Here is an 18118-nt window from a genome sequence, read left to right on the forward strand (position 1 = left end):
GCTGCAATTGACGCGCGATTAAATCCGGGCGTTAAAAAAAGAAAACTTGCGAAGCTTTTGGGCTGTCGCGAGTTTTTACTTTCTTTCAGGACCGGCGATACAAAATTAATCGCTGTAACGCCCGCTCAGAAAGGCTCCGAAAATTACGGGTCCGAAAGCTACCCCCAAAGTTACCCCTGGATCGTCCCCATTGGATGCTGGCGGAAGGGTTACGAAATCTGGCGGGTTAGCTGTATGCCTAAACCTCGGCGGACCTGAGCAAACCTGAACATTCCCACTGTCGCCGTGACCCGCATTTTCGAAATTGCAGGAGCTGTTGTGACCGGCAGCGTTGCGGGGGACAGTCTGTGGGTGATGCACATAGCATCAACCGCGTACCAGTCCACGTAGCGCAAGGTCAGCCGCCTGGTGACGTGCTACTAAACACGTCACAACCAGGCGGAGGTGACATGTCGTTACCCGAATGGGGCAATTCTTATAACGCGCTCTACGTACCGCTCAAGGGTGGTTGGCAGTGCGCGCTAGTGCCCGCTCGCGATATCGAAGCGGTAGACCGTGGCTGGCGGCTGTCTTTCGAGGAGCGCCAGAAGGCGCGAAAGGCGCGCGAAGACCAGATGGAGCAGGACAGGCGGGATTTCGATCAACTGTTCAGGGTAGCCATTGCTCGCCGCGAGTCGCGGGCCTCAGGCGATTTCAGCGCCTACGCGGACTTTATCGGCAAGCATGTACGTGGGCCATGGCACACGCCGATCGATGGCGAAGACATCACGCGCATTCTGCGCGAAGCGGTGCGAGATGGCCTGATCGTCCCGGTCATTGATCGTGACTGGCACGGCAGTGTCGGCGTATCGAAGCGCTACTCGCCGCAAACCTGGAGCGAAACATATCGAAGCGGAGGCGGGGGCGCAGTGGCCGCCGCCGGTCCGCGCGGCAAGACATTTCACCAGTCGGTGATGGAATCGATGGGCCTTGATGCCGACGGCGCGACGGCCTATATCGAAAAGTACAACGCGATGGTCGAGCGCATCGACGCAATCCAGGCAGCGAACGCTGCGAAGCGCGCAGCAGCCGCAGCGGCCGGCAATGGCGACGACTTGCTCGGCGCAGTGGAGGCGACAGCCGGGGCGGTGCTCGGCGGCGGCGATGATGGCTCGGATGGAGACGACGCGGCTGACGATACCGGTGGCGATGACAGCGGCGACGGTTCAACGCCGCTCGGCGACGCACAGCCGTTCGATTATCAGCCAGACGCACCAAGCGATGACGGGATGGACATTGCTGCGCGTGGGATCAGCGAGGAAGATGAAGCCGAGTGCGACGCGTTGTATGACCGCGATATGGAGGAATGCAATTTCGCGCGGGCGATTTACCTGGATCCGCGCACTTACGCCTTGTGCTCGGAGCGAGCATTCATGAATTACCAGAGTTGCAGAGGATACTGATATGGCAAAACCTCCACGAGCGACAATCATTTTTTACGACGAAGATGTACAGCAACTGCGCATGTGTACCGTGTTCCGGCGTGAAGTGCAGTCCGTCATTGACCGTGAAATTGCCCGAAGCGGAGGCATGATGGTCCCGCCGGATGCTGAGGAACATGGTTCGCAACCGATTGGAGACGAGGATGCTCGCAGGCTCGGCGCTATGGCGATACTCATGCAGGCCGGTGTGCATGCCGAACTGCGCGAACGCCTTCAGATCACGACAGCGGAGCCGATCAGCTGGACAACGCCCAAGCCGCCTTCGGAGTGACGCGAGGTAGGTCTAAACGCAAAAGCCGACTCTCGCGGGCGGCTTTTTGTGCCCCGGCACCAGCGGGAAAGCGCGCCGGGCGTGCGGGTGCCAGTGCCTACGCTTTCGGCGGCTCGACCAGCGCCGCCAGCCGCCTGATCTCCAGCGCCATCGTCAGATAGTGCGGCACCCAGCCGGGAATGGACGTGTGGCCGCGCGTCCATCGGCTCGGCGTGTTCTTGTAGGTGTCGGTCTTGCGGCAGAAGTCGGCCTGCTTCCAGCCCAGGCAGGTGAGGGCGTCGGTGAATTCGTTGGGTGTCGTGGCGGGTTGTCTCGCGTGCGCGTTGCGGCAGGGTGACGGCCGTGCTGGCGTCGGGTACCGGGGAATGCTGCTTTGCCATGTAGAACCTCGCAAAAGGTTGCGGTTAAACATGGCTTCTCATCTTCAGCCGCCACCACTTACCCCCAGACGGCGAGACGATCAGATACATGCCGCGTTCGTCGGAGAGCTTCTGCTGTTTCGCCGCGGGCTTCGCGTTGCGGATGAAGAGGTCGGTCAGCGCCATGTCTTTGCAGCTTCGTGGTTGGGGGTAGCAGGCCTGGAGTGCTGGTCATTTACCCCCCAGACTTACCCCTGCTCGATGGTGGTGACTGTTGGTAGACCATTGTCGACGATGGAAACAAAAAACCCCGCGGAGCCAAGCTCGGCGGGGGTTTCTTGTGAAACGTGGTGAACGTTTGGAAGATATTTGGTGGAGCCGGCGGGAATCGAACCCGCGTCCAGAAGCAGTCCATAACCAGTTCTACATGCGTAGTTCTGTCATTTGATTTAACCGCAGCGACGCGGACGAACACGCTGCGCTACGGCGATTCACTAGATTTTCGACTCTGGCGTCGTGACGCCGACAGAGCTTAACTGACGTATATGACCTCTGGCGGTATTGCTACCGGTCTTGCGACGCTAGCCCGTCAGTGAGCCAGGCAGAGGACGGCGGCCGTTAGGCTGCCAGTGCGAACGTATCGTCGTTTGCAGTTACGTTTTTCCCATTGATTAACGAGGTGACGGGTCCTCGGCATGCCCTGATTACTTCATAACCCCTGTCGAAACCAGGTCGGCCCCGGGGAACAACAATTATCCCATAGTTCGGCAGATGAGGCTAACCACACCCGAATCAAGGGCGCGTACGTCAACACTCTCGCAGGGCAATGGCCCTGGCGTCAGGCGCGCCGGCCCACACGCTGGAGCAGGGCGAGCAGCGATTCGGCGGTATCGGCCACGTAATCGGCGTTCCACTGCGACGGTGGCTCAACGTCGCCACAGTAGCCATAGGCCGCGGCGATCGTCGCCATGCCGGCCGCGTGGCCCGCCTGCACGTCGCGCAGGTCGTCGCCCACGTAGACCACGCGCTGCGCCTCGACGCCGAGCGCCTGTGCCGCGTGCAGCAGCGGGGCGGGATGGGGCTTCGAGTAGGGCGTGGTGTCGCCGCTCACGACGCAGGCCGCGCGCGTGTCCAGATGCATGAGCTTCACGAGCGGATCGGTCAGCCGCGCGACCTTGTTGGTGACGATGCCCCAGCGCACGCCGCGTGCGTCGAGGTCGTCGAGCACCGCGTCGATGCCCGGGAAGAGCGCCGTCTCCACGCGCAGGTTGGCCGCGTAGTTGGCGAGGAACTCTTCGCGCATGGCGGCGAACTCGCGGTCGTCGGGACCGACGCCGAATGCGCCCCCAATCAGGCCGCGCGCGCCCGCCGAGGCGAGTGGGCGCAGCTTCTCGTAGGGCGCAGGCGCGAGGCCGCGCGCGTGGCGCATCTGGTTGACCGCGGCGGCGAGGTCGGGCGCCGTGTCGGCGAGCGTGCCGTCGAAGTCGAACAGCACGGCGTCGAATGCGTCGAGCGCCGCGCCCGGGCCCCGTAGAGGCGTAGTTTCAAGCTGGGTCTGAGTCATGTCGGAGGAGGCGCGCAGGCGGCTTCAGGCGTCGCGCCGGCAGGCAATCATGTAGTTGACGCTGGAGTCGTTCGACAGTGCGAAGCGGCGCGTGAGCGGGTTATAGGTGATGCCCTTGATTTCGGCGGGGCGCAGGCCGGCTTCGCGCGCGAAACCCGCGAGCTCGGAAGGGCGGATGAAGCGCGCGTAATCGTGCGTGCCCTTGGGCAGCATCTGCGCAATGTACTCCGCGCCGATCACGGCAAGCAGGTACGACTTCACGTTGCGGTTCAGCGTGGAGAAGAACACCCAGCCGCCCGGCTTCACGAGCGTTGCGCAGGCCTTGACCACGCTCAGTGGCTGAGGCACGTGCTCGAGCATTTCCATGCAGGTGACCACGTCGAACGAAGCGGGCTCGCGCGCCGCGATGGCTTCGGCCGCGATCTCCTCGTATTCCACCGTGATCCCGCTTTCCAGGCTGTGCAGGTCCGCGACGCCCAGCGCTTCGCTGGAGAGGTCGATGCCCTTGACGTTCGCGCCGAGGCCCGCCATCGATTCTGACAGGATGCCGCCGCCGCAGCCGATATCGAGCACGCGCTTTGCGCTCAGGTGTGCATGGCTATCGATCCAGCCGAGGCGAATGGGGTTCAGTTCGTGCAGCGGCTTGAATTCCGCGTTCGGGTCCCACCAGCGATGAGCGAGATCGCTGAATTTCTGCAGCTCGTGGGGATCGGCGTTGGTCATGTCGGAGAGGCCGCTGGCGCGCCAGGGCCGGTGAGAATAAGTAATCCCCGAGTATATAGGCGGGGGCGTGCGGCGGCAAAATGGGTGGCGATGCCATCGCCCTCAATGCCGGGAAGTTGGGCGCAGGTTCGGCGGCAGATAGGGGTAATTGCCTGCGTGATACGAAACAGGCGGCGGAAAAGCAGGGAAGCCAGAGCATAAAAAAAGCCCCGCCTGAGCGGGGCTTTGAGACTTGCTGTCGCAGCTCGCAGATTACTGTTGCGGTTGCGCTTCGGTCTTCTGCGTGCCGACAACTTCGACTTCCACGCGACGATCCGGTGCGAGGCAGGCGATGAGTTGCTTGCGGTTCTTCTGGTTGCAGCCCGTCGTAACCGGGTCGCGCTTGCCCTTGCCTTCCGTGTAGACGCGCTCTGCCGGAACGCCCTTGCTGACCAGGTACGACTTGACGGCTTGCGCACGGCGCAGCGACAGACGGTCGTTGTAGGCAGCCGAGCCGATGCGGTCGGTGTAGCCCGTTGCAACGACGACTTCGAGGTTCAGCGCCTGAATCTTGCTTGCCAGATCGTCCAGCTTTTCCTTGCCAGCCGGCTTCAGGATAGCCTTGTCGAAGTCGAACAGGGCGTCAGCCTGATACGTGATCTTCTGGCTCGTGATGGCCGGCGGCGGCGGAGCGACCGGCGGTTGCGGTGCCTGGGCGACCAGGGCGCCATCGCACTTTGCGTTGGCGGTGGCCGGCGTCCAGAAAGCATCGCGCCAGCAAAGCTCGTTCGTGCCGTTCATCCACACGTATTCGCCGGTACCATTCACCCAGTTGTCATTGACGGCTTGTCGCGACGCCGGCACCGACTGTGCCTGAGCGGATGCAGCCACAACTGCGGTAGCTGCAATGAACGCGAGCTTTGAAAGTTTATTCATATTTCTCCTCTCGAAATTGAGATTACCGCAGGTTTACTGCGAGCCATATGACGAAGACTAGTCATACATTGCTCGAAGTATAACATTGGCGAGTTGTGAGACACGTCTTGTGTAGACTTCGAGCGGTGTCTAACTTTGTGCGTTGGCATTTTGCCATATCGTTCCCGTCCGACGATAAAAAAAATCCGCCCCTTTCATTGAGGCTCGCTGAATGTGGTACACCCGCAACAAAAAGTTCCCGCTCGATCTCCTGGTAGTGTGCCTGGTTGATCGCGGAGTGCAAGGGGACTTTTAGCGGGTGCTGCGCCTGGTCACCCGAAAGGTGTCCGGACCTCGTTGGCGCACGATATTTGCCGGCACGCTTTAACCTGTTTGAACCGCTCTGCGCCGTTCTGAGCCGCTCGGGCTCGCCCCACTAATAGGTATACGCACATGGCGTCCTGGAGGCGGGCAGGGGCCCCGCGCATGATAGAATCATAAGATTGCGCTGCGTCTGCGGCGTCCATGCGACAGCAGGGCGCGTTGCGCGGCTTGTCCGGCCTGCAGGCTAGCCGGGCAGGCCCGTGCGCCCGACAACGACATCGATAATGGATCAATTCGCCAAAGAGACTCTGCCTATCTCCCTCGAGGAGGAAATGCGCCGCTCGTATCTCGATTACGCGATGAGCGTGATCGTCGGGCGGGCGCTTCCGGATGTGCGTGATGGCTTGAAGCCCGTGCACCGGCGCGTGCTGTACGCGATGCACGAGTTGAACAACGACTGGAACCGCGCTTACAAGAAGTCGGCGCGTATCGTCGGCGACGTGATCGGTAAATACCACCCGCACGGCGATACGGCCGTCTACGACACCATCGTCCGGATGGCGCAGGACTTCTCGCTGCGCTACATGCTGGTCGACGGCCAGGGCAACTTCGGCTCGATCGACGGCGACAACGCCGCGGCCATGCGTTACACCGAAATCCGCATGGCGAAGATCGGCCACGAGCTGCTCGCCGACATCGACAAGGAAACCGTCGACTTCGGGCCGAACTACGACGGCAGCGAAAGCGAGCCGCAGATCCTGCCCGCGCGCATCCCGAACCTGCTCATCAACGGTTCGTCGGGCATCGCGGTCGGCATGGCCACGAATATTCCGCCGCACAATCTCAACGAAGTGGTCGACGCTTGCCAGCACCTGCTGAAGAATCCGCAGGCCACCATCGATGAATTGATCGAAATCATCCCGGCGCCGGATTTCCCGACCGCCGGCATCATCTATGGCGTCGCCGGCGTGCGCGACGGCTATCGCACCGGGCGCGGCCGCGTCGTGATGCGCGCGGCCACGCACTTCGAGGAGATCGATCGCGGCCAGCGCATGGCGATCATCGTCGACGAGCTGCCGTATCAGGTGAACAAGCGCTCGTTGCTGGAGCGCATCGCCGAGCTCGTCAACGAAAAGAAGCTTGAAGGCATTTCTGACATTCGTGACGAGTCCGACAAGAGCGGCATGCGTGTCGTGATCGAGCTCAAGCGCGGCGAAGTGCCCGAGGTCATCCTCAACAATCTGTATAAGGCGACGCAGCTGCAGGACACGTTCGGCATGAACATGGTCGCGCTGGTGGACAACCAGCCGAAGCTGCTGAACCTGAAGGAAATGCTCGAGCATTTCCTGTCGCACCGCCGCGAAGTGCTCACGCGGCGCACGGTATACGAACTGCGCAAGGCGCGCGAACGCGGCCACGTGCTCGAAGGCCTCGCGGTCGCGCTCGCGAACATCGACGACTTCATCGCCATCATCAAGGCCGCGCCTACGCCGCCGATCGCGAAGCAGGAGTTGATGAACCGTCCGTGGGATTCGTCGCTCGTGCGCGAGATGCTCACGCGCGCGGAGCAGGAGAACGCCTCCGCCGGCGGCCGCGAAGCGTATCGTCCAGAAGGTCTGAACCCGCAGTACGGCATGCAGGCAGACGGCCTCTACCGTCTGTCCGATACGCAGGCGCAGGAAATCCTGCAAATGCGTCTGCAGCGCCTGACGGGTCTGGAGCAGGACAAGATCATTGGCGAGTACCGCGAAGTCATGGCGCAAATCGCCGACCTGCTCGACATCCTTGCGCGCCCCGAGCGCGTAACGACCATGATCTCCGACGAACTCACCTCGATCAAGAGCGAATTCGGCGATGCCCGCCGCTCGAAGATCGAGATGAACGCGACCGAGCTGAACACTGAGGACCTGATCACGCCGCAGGACATGGTGGTGACCATGTCGCACGCCGGTTACGTGAAATCGCAGCCGTTGTCCGAATATCGCGCCCAGAAGCGCGGAGGTCGCGGCAAGCAGGCGACGTCGATGAAGGACGACGACTGGATCGACACGCTCTTCATCGCCAACACGCACGACCATATCCTCTGCTTCTCGAACCGCGGCCGGGTGTACTGGGTGAAGGTCTATGAAGTGCCGCAGGGCTCGCGCAACTCGCGCGGCCGTCCGATCGTCAACATGTTCCCGCTCCAGGACGGCGAGAAGATCACCGTCGTGCTGCCGGTGAAGGAGTTCTCGGCGGACAAGTTCGTGTTTATGGCGACGGCCCTCGGTACGGTCAAGAAGACGCCGCTCGAAGCATTCAGCCGCCCGTTGCGCAAGGGTATTATTGCGGTCGGCCTCGACGACGGCGATTATCTGATCGGCGCGGCCATCACGGACGGCGAGCATGACGTGATGCTGTTCTCGGACGCGGGCAAGGCGGTGCGCTTCGACGAAAACGATGTACGCCCGATGGGCCGCGAAGCGCGCGGCGTGCGTGGCATGCAACTCGAAGACGGCCAGCAGGTCATCGCGCTCCTCGTGGCCGGCGACGAGCAGCAATCGGTGCTCACCGCAACGGAGAACGGCTATGGCAAGCGCACGCCGATCACCGAGTACACGCGCCACGGCCGCGGCACGAAGGGCATGATCGCGATCCAGACCTCGGAGCGTAACGGCAAGGTGGTGGCGGCAACGCTCGTCGACTCCGAAGCCCAGATCATGTTGATCACGACCACGGGTGTGCTGATCCGCACGCGTGTCTCGGAGATCCGCGAAATGGGCCGTGCAACGCAAGGTGTTACACTCATCAGCCTCGACGAGGGCACGAAGCTTTCGGGTCTGCAGCAGGTCGCGGAGGCCGATGCCGAGGGCGATATCGCCGAAGGCGAGGGTGAAAGCGAGGAGTAATCTTCGCGCAGATTGATGTGGCCCGGCGGCCCGCGTGAGCGGGCCGCTTCGTGTCAGGAATGCCGTGGGCAATTCGAGTGGCCAACGGTGCTGAATGGTGCCGGGCGGATCGCTGGATCGGGCGGCGGGCGTGCAAGACGCACCCCGGAGCGCCCCACGGTCCGCGCGGCAGGCAGTTCGATTATTTTCTCAGAGGGAGTAATGATGCAAAAACGATTCAAGCAGGTAATGTTGCTGGCCGCTCTCGTGCCGACGTTCGCAATGGCTCAGGCGCTTCAGAACCAGGAGCCCGCCATGGCGCCGGCTGCTGCCGCAGCACCGATCGATCCGGCCAAGCAAGCCGCGATCAAGGACCTGCTGGACGCGATCGATGCGCAGAAGCTCGTCGGCGCAATCGGCAACAGCGCGCAAATGCAGGCGAAGCAGCTCGTCCCGGCGATCCTGTCGGACGCGCTGTCGGAAAACAAGACGATGACGGACAAGCAGAAGCAGGCTTCCGTCCCGACGCTGCAGAAGAACGCCGTGCCGAAGCTGGTTGACTCGGCAGGGCAGGTCTTCACGACCCCCGCCTTCCAGCAAGACGCGATGCAAGCTCAGTACGACGCTTACGCGAAGTACTACAGCACGCAGGAAATCAAGGACCTGACGTCGTTCTACCGCAGCCCGACCGGCCGCAAGTTCATCCAGGTTCAAGACCAGGTGGGCCGCGACGTCGTCAATGGCCTGATGCAGAAGTACATGCCGCAGTCGATCAAGGCGACGCGCGACCAGGCCGACAAGGAAGTCGCTTCGGTCAAGCCGACCAAGTAAGCCTCGTCCGCGGCACCTCGTTCGGCCCATTCTTTCGCGCGCCTCGCGGTGCATAAAGACGGGCCAGATCGGGGTGCATCGCCCGGGAGGCCCGCGTTGGCGGGTTCCCGGCGAGAATGCGATAATGGCCGTTTGTGCGATAAGCACAAGCGGCCATTATCTTTTTCCGGCGCATCCGGCTCGTTGCCGTAGCGCCTGCCTCGGGAATCCCTTTAGATGCGCGTCTTCAACTTCTCCGCCGGACCGGCAGCATTGCCCGAAGAGGTGCTCCGCCAGGCCGCCGACGAAATGCTCGACTGGCACGGCAGCGGCATGGGCGTGATGGAAATGAGCCATCGCGGCCCGGAGTTCATGCAGATCCACAGCGAGGCGCTGCTCGATCTGCGTGAGCTGATGCAGGTGCCGGCGAGCCACCAGATCCTGTTCCTGCAGGGCGGCGGCATCGGCGAGAACGCGATCGTTCCGCTGAACCTGTTCGGCACGAAGCCGCGCGCCGACTTCGTGATCACGGGTTCGTGGTCGCAGAAGTCGCAGAAGGAAGCGCTCAAATACGGCGCGGCGCATATCGCCGCGACGGGCCGCACCGAAGCGGGCTTCACGCATTCGCCGGCGCGCAGCGAGTGGAAGCTCTCCGACGATCCCGCCTACGTGCACCTGTGCACGAACGAGACGATCGACGGCGTGGAGACCTTCGAGATTCCCGACCTGGGCGACACTCCGCTCGTGGCCGACGCCTCGTCGCACATCCTCTCTCGCCCGATGGATATCGCCAAATACGGCGTGCTCTACGGCGGCGCGCAGAAGAACATCGGCATGGCGGGCGTGACGGTCGTGATCGTGCGCGAAGACCTGCTCGACCGCGCGATGGCCATTTGCCCGTCGGCGTTCGAGTGGAAGACGGTTGCCGCGAACAATTCCATGTACAACACGCCGCCCACCTATGCGATCTATATCGCGGGGCTCGTGTTCAAGTGGCTCAAGCGCCAGGGTGGCCTCACGGCCATCGAGGCGCGCAATATCGAAAAAGCGCAGTTGCTCTACGACACGATCGACGCGAGCAGCTTCTATCTCAACAAGGTGGAGCGCCGCGCGCGCTCGCGGATGAACGTCCCGTTCTTCCTCGCCGACGAGACACGTAACGATGATTTCCTGGCCGGCGCGAAGGCGCGCGGGCTTCTGCAGCTGAAGGGCCACAAGTCCGTCGGCGGCATGCGGGCGTCGATTTACAACGCGGTGCCGCTCGAAGCAGTGCAGGCACTGGTCGAGTACATGAAGGAATTCGAGGCGAAGCACGCCTGACGAGGCCTCACGCCTTCAGTCGAGCGCGCGGCGCGCGTGCCGGCCCGGACGCATCCTGCATTGATCCGGGCCGTGTGCATCTCCTTTCAGATTGCCGGTTTCACGCATGGACGACGAACTCAACACAAAACTCAAGCCGCTGCGCGAGCGCATCGACGCCATCGATGCCCAGCTCATTGCGCTCCTGAACCAGCGCGCGGCGGTCGCGCTCGAAGTGGGCGAGGTCAAGAAGCATTTCAACGCGCCCGTGTTTCGCCCGGAGCGCGAGCTTCAGGTGATCGAGCGCCTGCAGAACCTGAGCGCAGGCCCGCTCGGCAACGATCACATCAGCGCGATCTGGCGCGAGATCATGGCCGCGAGCCGCTCGCTCGAAAAGACGATCTCGGTCGCGTTCCTCGGACCGGTCGGCACCTATAGCGAGCAGGCGATGTACGGGTACTTCGGTCAGTCGATCGAGGGCCTCGCCTGTCCTTCCATCGACGAAGTGTTCCGCGCGGTCGAGGCGGGCGCCGCCGAGTTCGGCGTCGTGCCGGTCGAGAATTCGGCCGAGGGCGCGGTGTCGCGCTCGCTCGACCTGTTCCTGCAGACGCAGCTCGTGATTGGCGGCGAAATCGCGTTGCCGATCCAGCACAACCTGATGACGCAAAGCGGCAAGCTCGACGGCGTGACGCGCGTATGCGCGCACCCGCAGGCGCTCGCGCAATGCCAGCGCTGGCTCACGGCCAACGCGCCGCAACTGGAGCGCCACGCCGTCTCGAGCAATGCCGAGGCCGCGCGCCTCGCGTCGCAAGACCCGACGATGGCGGCCATCGCCGGCGAGAGCGCGGCCACGCACTATGGCCTGTTGATCGCCAATGCGCTGATCCAGGACGACCCGCATAACCGCACGCGCTTCGTGATGATCGGCAAGCAGCCGGCGGGCGTCTCGGGTCACGACCAGACTTCGATGATCGTCTCGGTGAAGAACGAGCCGGGCGCGGTCTACAAGCTGCTCGAGCCGCTCGCGCGGCACGGCGTGTCGATGACGCGCTTCGAGTCGCGACCGGCGCGCGTCGGCACGTGGGAGTACTACTTCTACATCGACTTCGAAGGCCATTGCGACGATCCGGCCGTGGCTGCCGCGCTCGAAGAACTGGGCAAGAAGGCCGCGTTCCTGAAGATTCTCGGTTCGTATCCGCGCGCGCGCTGAACACGGCGTATTCATTTTCGCCGCTGTTGTTTCGCTTTTGCTTCGCGCTTTTCCTTCGCTTTCGCTTTCGCCGCGCGCCTCACGGCCGCGCGGCGGGCGAGGCCAGCAAGTTTCCTGCATGGGGTGAGTCCGCGCGCTGCGCGAACGCTCACCGGGACTGGAGAAACACGCATGAACACGCAATTCGGCCCTTCCTATGTGCGCGCCATCGCGCCGTATGTCGCCGGCAAGCCGATTTCCGAAGTCGCCCGCGAGTTCGGCCTCGACGAGGCGCGCATCGTGAAGCTCGCGTCGAACGAGAATCCGCTCGGGGTGCCCGAGTCGGCGCAGCGCGCCATCGCCAGGGCGGCAAGCGAGTTGGGCCGCTATCCGGATTCGAACGCATTCGAGTTGAAGGCCGCGCTCGCCGCGCGCTACGACGTGCCGCCCGAATGGATCACGCTCGGCAACGGCAGCAATGACATCCTCGAAATGGCGGCGCATGCATTCGTTGAGCGCGGCCAGTCGATCGTCTATTCGCAGTATTCGTTCGCGGTCTACGCGCTCGCGACCCAGGGGCTCGGCGCGCGCCATCTCGTGACGCCGGCCGTGAAGTACGGCCACGATCTGGACGCGATGCTCGCCGCGATTGCCGACGATACGCGCCTCGTCTTCGTTGCGAATCCGAACAATCCGACGGGCACGTTTATCGACGGCGCCGCGCTCGAGGCGTTCATCGCGAAGGTGCCGAGCCATGTCGCGGTGGTGCTCGACGAGGCTTACACCGAGTATCTCGCGGCCGACAAGCGCTACGACTCGATCGCGTGGGTGCGTCGCTATCCGAATCTGCTCGTCTCGCGCACGTTCTCGAAGGCGTATGGGCTGGCGGGCCTGCGCATCGGTTTCGCGATCGCGCAGCCCGAGCTGACCGATCTGCTCAACCGTCTGCGGCAGCCGTTCAATGTGAACACGCTCGCGCAAGCCGCGGCGATTGCGGCGCTCGGCGACACCGCCTTCCTCGAAAAGAGCGCGGCGCTCAATGCAGAAGGCTATCGCACGCTCATCGCCGCGTTCGAGCGCATGGGCCTCGAATATGTGCCGTCGGATGGCAATTTCGTGCTCGTGCGTGTAGCCCGCGACGATAAAGCGGACGACGCGGCCGGCGAGCGCGTCAATCTCGAGTTGCTCAAGCAGGGCGTGATCGTGCGTCCGGTCGGCGGCTATGGCCTGCCGCAGTGGCTGCGCGTGACTATCGGCCTGCCCGAGGAGAACGCGGCGTTCCTCGCAGCGCTCGACCGCGCGCTCGTTTCCGCATGAGCGCGCAATTTTTCTTTTTTCCGGTGATGGTGTGAGCGCGTTTTCCTTCAACAAGCTGGTGATTTTCGGCGTCGGCCTGATCGGCGGGTCGCTCGCGCGCGCGTTGCGCGAGCGTAGTGGCGCCACGGGCCGGGTGATCGGCGTGGGCCGCCGTGCACACTCGGTGGCGCGCGCGCTCGAACTGGGCGTGATCGACGCATCCGCGACGCTCGACGACGAAGCGGCGCTGGCCGCGGCGCTCGAAGGCGCGGACCTCGTGCTGCTCGCGGCGCCTGTCGCACAGACGCAGGCGCTGCTCGAACGCATCGCGCCGCATCTCGAGCCGCAGACCATCATCACCGACGCCGGCAGCACCAAGGGCGACGTGATCGCCGCCGCACGCGCGGCGCTGGGCGCGCGCATCGGCCAGTTCGTGCCGGGGCATCCGATCGCGGGCCGCGAGTCGAGCGGCGTCGAGGCGGCATTGCCGGACCTCTACGTGGGCCGCAATGTCGTGCTGTGCCCGCTCGAAGAGAATGCGCCCGAGGCGGTCGAGCGCATCGCCGCGATGTGGCGCGCCACGGGCGCCGTGATCGGCCAGATGCCGGCGGCGCAGCACGACCGCGTCTTCGCGTCGGTGAGCCATCTGCCGCATGTGCTCTCGTTTGCGCTCGTCGACCAGATTCTGGCCACGCCCGACGCCGAATTGAAATTCTCGTTCGCCGCGGGCGGTTTCCGCGACTTCACGCGCATCGCCGCGTCGAGCCCCGAAATGTGGCGCGACGTCTGCCTCGCGAACCGCTCGGCGCTGCTGGCCGAGCTCGACGCCTACACTGAGGTGCTGGCCAAGCTGCGCGCAGCCATCGACGCCGGCGACGGCGCCGCGCTCGAAACGGTGTTCGCGCGCTCGCGCGCGGCGCGCGAGGCATGGCAGGAACGCGGCGGCAAGCGCGCAGGCGGCGCGGCGGCAGGGGTTTCGCCAGCCGTCGGCAATGATGCCGCCGACGCGGCCCCCGGCAAGTAGGCAACCGTCATGCGGCGCGGCGCATCATCCTGAAGCCCGCCGTCATCGAACTATCAGGACACGCTCATGGAATACCTCGATCTCGGACCGTTCACCCGTGCGTCCGGCACGGTTCGCCTGCCTGGCTCGAAGAGCATCTCGAACCGCGTGCTGCTGCTCGCGGCGCTCGCCGAGGGCGAAACGACGATCACGAACCTGCTCGACTCCGATGACACGCGCGTGATGCTCGACGCGCTCGAAAAGCTCGGCGTGAAGCTCACGCGCGAAGGCGACACCTGCGTCGTGCAGGGCACGCGCGGCGCGTTCACGGCGAAGCAGGCGGACCTGTTCCTCGGCAACGCGGGCACGGCAGTGCGCCCGCTCACGGCGGCGCTGGCGGTCAATGGCGGCGACTACCGCATCCATGGCGTGCCGCGCATGCACGAGCGGCCCATTGGCGACCTCGTCGACGGCCTGCGCCAGATCGGCGCGAAGATCGACTACGAGGAGAACGAGGGCTATCCGCCGCTGCGCATCCGCCCGGCGCAAATCTCGGTCGATGCGCCCATCCGCGTGCGTGGCGACGTGTCGAGCCAGTTCCTCACCGCGCTCCTCATGACGCTGCCGCTCGTGCGCGCCCAGGGCGGCGTGAGCGTCGTCGAGGTGGACGGCGAGCTGATCTCGAAGCCCTACATCGAGATCACGATCAAGCTGATGGAGCGCTTTGGCGTGAAGGTCGAGCGCCACGACTGGCACCGCTTCGAAGTGCCGGCGGGCGTGCGTTACCAGTCGCCGGGCAAGATCATGGTCGAGGGCGATGCCTCGTCGGCTTCGTACTTCCTTGCGGCGGGCGCCATCGGCGGCGGTCCGCTGCGCGTGGAAGGCGTGGGCCGCTCGAGCATCCAGGGCGACGTCGCCTTCGCGGCCGCGCTCATGCGCATGGGCGCGAACGTGACGGTGGCCGACGACTGGATCGAGGTGCGCGGCATCGGCAACGATCACGGCAAGCTCGACCCCATCGACATGGACTTCAACCTGATCCCCGACGCGGCGATGACCATCGCCGTGGCGGCGCTCTTTGCCGATGGCGCGTCCACGCTGCGCAACATCGCGAGCTGGCGCGTGAAGGAGACCGACCGCATCGCGGCGATGGCCACCGAATTGCGCAAAGTGGGCGCCGACGTGGAAGAGGGCCCCGACTACCTGGTCGTGCGTCCGCCCGAAAAGCTCACGCCGAACGCCGCGATCGACACCTACGACGATCACCGCATGGCCATGTGCTTCTCGCTCGTGAGTCTCGGCGGCGTGCCGGTGCGCATCAACGACCCCAAGTGCGTCGGCAAGACGTTCCCCGATTATTTCGAGCGCTTCCTGGCGCTCGCACAACCTTGATTCCTCCGCAGCCGAATTCCTTTGCCGCATGAAACCGACCCGTCCCTTTTATCCGACGCCCGTGATCGCAATCGACGGCCCGACCGCCTCCGGCAAGGGCACGGTGGCCACGCTGGTGGCCGCGCATCTCGGCTTTCACCTGCTCGACAGCGGCGCGCTCTATCGGCTCGCCGCGCTCGCGAGCGTGCGCTATGCGATTGCGGCCGATGACGCCGACGGGCTGGCGAAGCTGATCGACGATCTCCACATCACGTTCCGCGAAGGCCTCGCGCAGCTCGACGGCGTTGACGTTTCGAATGAAATCCGCGCCGAGGAAGTGGGCAACCGGGCTTCCGTGATCGCCGCGCATGGTTCCGTGCGCACCGCGCTGGTGGCCCGTCAGCGGGCGTTCCGCAAGCTCCCGGGACTCGTCGCGGACGGCCGCGACATGGGCACCGTGATCTTCCCGGACGCCGACCTGAAGGTGTTCCTGACGGCCAGCGTGGAGGCCCGCGCGGCCCGCCGGCATAAGCAATTGATCCAAAAAGGTTTTTCTGCTAATATGGATGACTTGCTCCGGGATTTGCGTGAACGCGACGCGCGCGACAGCAATCGCGCGGCCGCGCCGCTCAAGCCCGCAGCGGATGCGAAGCTGCTGGATACCTCGGCGCTGTCCATCGACCAGGCGGTCGAACAGGTCGTGCAGTGGTATCAGGCCTTGCCAGTGCGCTATCCCGATGGCCATGGCAAATCGCAGTAAGAGGCAGTTGTAGTAAGCGTTGGTGCCCTGCTGGGAAGCGGGGCGTTTGTTAAACCCTTTAACCCCGTATGGCTTTTGCATCTGTGCCGCGAGCGTAAGCGTTCCGGCCTCAACGCACCACCGGTCAAGACTGGCCAAAGGTGCAGCGAAAACCATGCAAATCCAGATTTTTATGTCCGACCTGCAAACCTCCACCCCGAATACCGAATCTTTCGCGGCTCTGTTCGAAGAGTCGCTGACCCGCCAGGACATGCGCGCCGGCGAAGTCATCTCCGCTGAAGTCGTGCGCGTCGACCACAACTTCGTGGTCGTCAACGCTGGCCTGAAGTCCGAGGCATACATTCCCATCGAGGAATTCCTGAACGACCAGGGCGAAGTGGAGGTTCAGGCGGGCGATTTCGTTTCCGTCGCGATCGACGCGCTGGAAAACGGCTACGGCGACACCATCCTGTCGCGCGACAAGGCGAAGCGTCTCGCTTCGTGGCTGTCGCTGGAAAAGGCCCTCGACAACAACGAACTCGTGACCGGCACGATCACGGGCAAGGTCAAGGGCGGCATGACCGTCATGGTCAACGGCATCCGCGCGTTCCTGCCGGGTTCGCTCGTCGACACGCGTCCGGTCAAGGACACGACGCCGTACGAAGGCAAGACGCTCGAATTCCGCGTCATCAAGCTCGACCGCAAGCGTAACAACGTCGTGCTGTCGCGCCGCGCAGTGATCGAAGCCACGCAAGGCGAAGAGCGCGCAAAGCTGCTCGAGACGCTCAAGGAAGGCGCGATCGTCAACGGCGTGGTCAAGAACATCACCGACTACGGCGCGTTCGTGGACCTCGGCGGCATCGACGGCCTGCTGCACATCACCGACATCGCATGGCGTCGCGTGCGTCACCCGAGCGAAGTTCTCTCGGTTGGCCAGGAAGTCACCGCGAAGATCCTCAAGTTCGACCAGGAAAAGAACCGCGTTTCGCTCGGTATCAAGCAACTGGGCGACGATCCGTGGGAAGGCATCTCGCGCCGTTACCCGTCGGGCACGCGTCTGTTCGGCAAGGTCACGAACATCACCGACTACGGCGCGTTCGTCGAAGTCGAATCGGGCATCGAAGGCCTGGTTCACGTGTCGGAAATGGACTGGACCAACAAGAACGTTGCTCCGTCGAAGGTTGTCCAGCTGGGCGACGAAGTCGAAGTCATGGTCCTTGAGATCGACGAAGACCGCCGCCGCATCTCGCTCGGCATGAAGCAGTGCAAGCCGAATCCGTGGGATGACTTCAGCCGCAACTTCAAGAAGGGCGACAAGCTGCAAGGCGCGATCAAGTCGATCACCGACTTCGGCGTCTTCATCGGTCTGCCTGGCGGCATCGACGGCCTCGTCCACCTTTCGGACCTGTCGTGGTCGGAAACGGGCGAAGAAGCCGTTCGCAAGTACAAGAAGGGCGACGAAGTCGAAGCCGTGGTTCTGGGCATCGACGTCGAGAAGGAACGCATCTCGCTCGGCATCAAGCAACTCGAAGGCGACCCGTTCAGCAACTTCGTCGCGATCAACGACAAGGGCGCAACGGTCGACGGCGTCGTGAAGTCGGTGGACGCGAAGGGTGCGGTCATCACGCTGACGGCGGACGTCGAAGGCTACCTGCGTGCTTCGGAAATCGCGCAAGACCGCGTGGAAGATGCTCGCAACGTGCTGAAGGAAGGCGACAAGGTCAACGCGATGATCATCAACATCGATCGCAAGTCGCGTGGTATCAACCTGTCGATCAAGGCCAAGGATTCGGCTGAGACGCAGGAAGCGCTGCGCAGCATGTCGGCTGATTCGGGTCAGGCTGCCACCGGCACGACCAACCTCGGCGCGCTGCTCAAGGCCAAGCTCGACGGCCAGAACCAGTAAGCCTCAAACGGGGGCAAGCTGA

Annotated in this window: 16 protein-coding genes and 1 other RNA gene; 11 read left to right on the forward strand and 6 right to left on the reverse strand. The window is 63.7% G+C overall.

Annotated features, from left to right (window positions below):
- The first annotated feature begins 524 nt into the window (after positions 1-524).
- Positions 525-1442 (forward strand): hypothetical protein, encoded by a 918-nt coding sequence (locus tag BO1_RS56145; RefSeq protein WP_156992075.1) that lies wholly within the window; start codon positions 525-527, stop codon positions 1440-1442.
- A 1-nt stretch (position 1443) separates the two neighbouring features.
- Positions 1444-1752: a hypothetical protein gene (locus tag BO1_RS00700; protein ID WP_028215892.1), complete on the forward strand. Its 309-nt coding sequence runs from the start codon at positions 1444-1446 to the stop codon at positions 1750-1752.
- Between the two features lie 97 nt (positions 1753-1849).
- Here the strand turns inward: BO1_RS00700 and BO1_RS00705 are convergent, their stop codons facing one another.
- The 6 genes from BO1_RS00705 to ompA all read right to left on the reverse strand — a co-directional run bounded on the left by BO1_RS00705 (position 1850) and on the right by ompA (position 5313).
- Positions 1850-2164, reverse strand: a complete 315-nt coding sequence (locus tag BO1_RS00705; RefSeq protein ID WP_028215893.1) for a hypothetical protein — start codon at positions 2162-2164, stop codon at positions 1850-1852.
- On the reverse strand, positions 2157-2297 hold the full coding sequence (locus tag BO1_RS58755; protein ID WP_028215894.1) for an Arm DNA-binding domain-containing protein: 141 nt from the start codon (positions 2295-2297) through the stop codon (positions 2157-2159). Before BO1_RS58755 ends, BO1_RS00705 begins: the two co-directional genes overlap by 8 nt.
- A gap of 184 nt (positions 2298-2481) precedes the next feature.
- Positions 2482-2851: a transfer-messenger RNA gene (gene ssrA, locus BO1_RS56820) on the reverse strand.
- 98 nt (positions 2852-2949) lie between these two features.
- Positions 2950-3675 (reverse strand): phosphoglycolate phosphatase, encoded by a 726-nt coding sequence (gph, locus tag BO1_RS49215; RefSeq protein WP_043283469.1) that lies wholly within the window; start codon positions 3673-3675, stop codon positions 2950-2952.
- 24 nt (positions 3676-3699) lie between these two features.
- Positions 3700-4398: a bifunctional 2-polyprenyl-6-hydroxyphenol methylase/3-demethylubiquinol 3-O-methyltransferase UbiG gene (gene ubiG, locus BO1_RS00720; RefSeq protein WP_028215895.1), complete on the reverse strand. Its 699-nt coding sequence runs from the start codon at positions 4396-4398 to the stop codon at positions 3700-3702.
- A 252-nt stretch (positions 4399-4650) separates the two neighbouring features.
- Complete coding sequence (gene ompA, locus BO1_RS00725) at positions 4651-5313, reverse strand: outer membrane protein OmpA (protein ID WP_028215896.1); 663 nt, start codon at positions 5311-5313, stop codon at positions 4651-4653.
- 587 nt (positions 5314-5900) lie between these two features.
- On the opposite strand from ompA, the gene gyrA reads away from it, so the two are divergent.
- From gyrA to rpsA, 9 genes are all read left to right on the forward strand, one after another.
- Positions 5901-8504 carry a DNA gyrase subunit A gene (gyrA, locus tag BO1_RS00730; RefSeq protein ID WP_028215897.1) on the forward strand — a complete coding sequence of 868 codons (2604 nt, stop codon included), beginning with the start codon at positions 5901-5903 and terminating at the stop codon, positions 8502-8504.
- A 204-nt stretch (positions 8505-8708) separates the two neighbouring features.
- On the forward strand, positions 8709-9314 hold the full coding sequence (locus BO1_RS00735) for a DUF2059 domain-containing protein (RefSeq protein WP_028215898.1): 606 nt from the start codon (positions 8709-8711) through the stop codon (positions 9312-9314).
- Between the two features lie 216 nt (positions 9315-9530).
- Entirely contained in the window at positions 9531-10613 is a 1083-nt protein-coding gene (gene serC, locus BO1_RS00740) for a 3-phosphoserine/phosphohydroxythreonine transaminase (RefSeq protein ID WP_028215899.1), read from the forward strand.
- A gap of 106 nt (positions 10614-10719) precedes the next feature.
- The gene (pheA, locus tag BO1_RS00745; RefSeq protein ID WP_028215900.1) at positions 10720-11802 is read left to right on the forward strand and encodes a prephenate dehydratase; all 1083 of its coding nucleotides are present in this window, start codon (positions 10720-10722) and stop codon (positions 11800-11802) included.
- 171 nt (positions 11803-11973) lie between these two features.
- Positions 11974-13098: a histidinol-phosphate transaminase gene (hisC, locus tag BO1_RS00750; RefSeq protein ID WP_028215901.1), complete on the forward strand. Its 1125-nt coding sequence runs from the start codon at positions 11974-11976 to the stop codon at positions 13096-13098.
- A 31-nt stretch (positions 13099-13129) separates the two neighbouring features.
- Positions 13130-14101, forward strand: a complete 972-nt coding sequence (locus BO1_RS49220; protein ID WP_043283471.1) for a prephenate dehydrogenase — start codon at positions 13130-13132, stop codon at positions 14099-14101.
- Between the two features lie 66 nt (positions 14102-14167).
- Positions 14168-15472 (forward strand): 3-phosphoshikimate 1-carboxyvinyltransferase, encoded by a 1305-nt coding sequence (gene aroA, locus BO1_RS00760; RefSeq protein ID WP_028215902.1) that lies wholly within the window; start codon positions 14168-14170, stop codon positions 15470-15472.
- A gap of 28 nt (positions 15473-15500) precedes the next feature.
- Positions 15501-16211 (forward strand): (d)CMP kinase, encoded by a 711-nt coding sequence (cmk, locus tag BO1_RS00765; protein ID WP_028215903.1) that lies wholly within the window; start codon positions 15501-15503, stop codon positions 16209-16211.
- A 154-nt stretch (positions 16212-16365) separates the two neighbouring features.
- Positions 16366-18096: a 30S ribosomal protein S1 gene (gene rpsA, locus BO1_RS00770; protein ID WP_028215904.1), complete on the forward strand. Its 1731-nt coding sequence runs from the start codon at positions 16366-16368 to the stop codon at positions 18094-18096.
- Positions 18097-18118 lie beyond the last annotated feature (22 nt).

Origin of the sequence: Paraburkholderia oxyphila NBRC 105797 (genome assembly GCF_000685075.1) — a bacterium.
GTDB lineage: Bacteria > Pseudomonadota > Gammaproteobacteria > Burkholderiales > Burkholderiaceae > Paraburkholderia > Paraburkholderia oxyphila.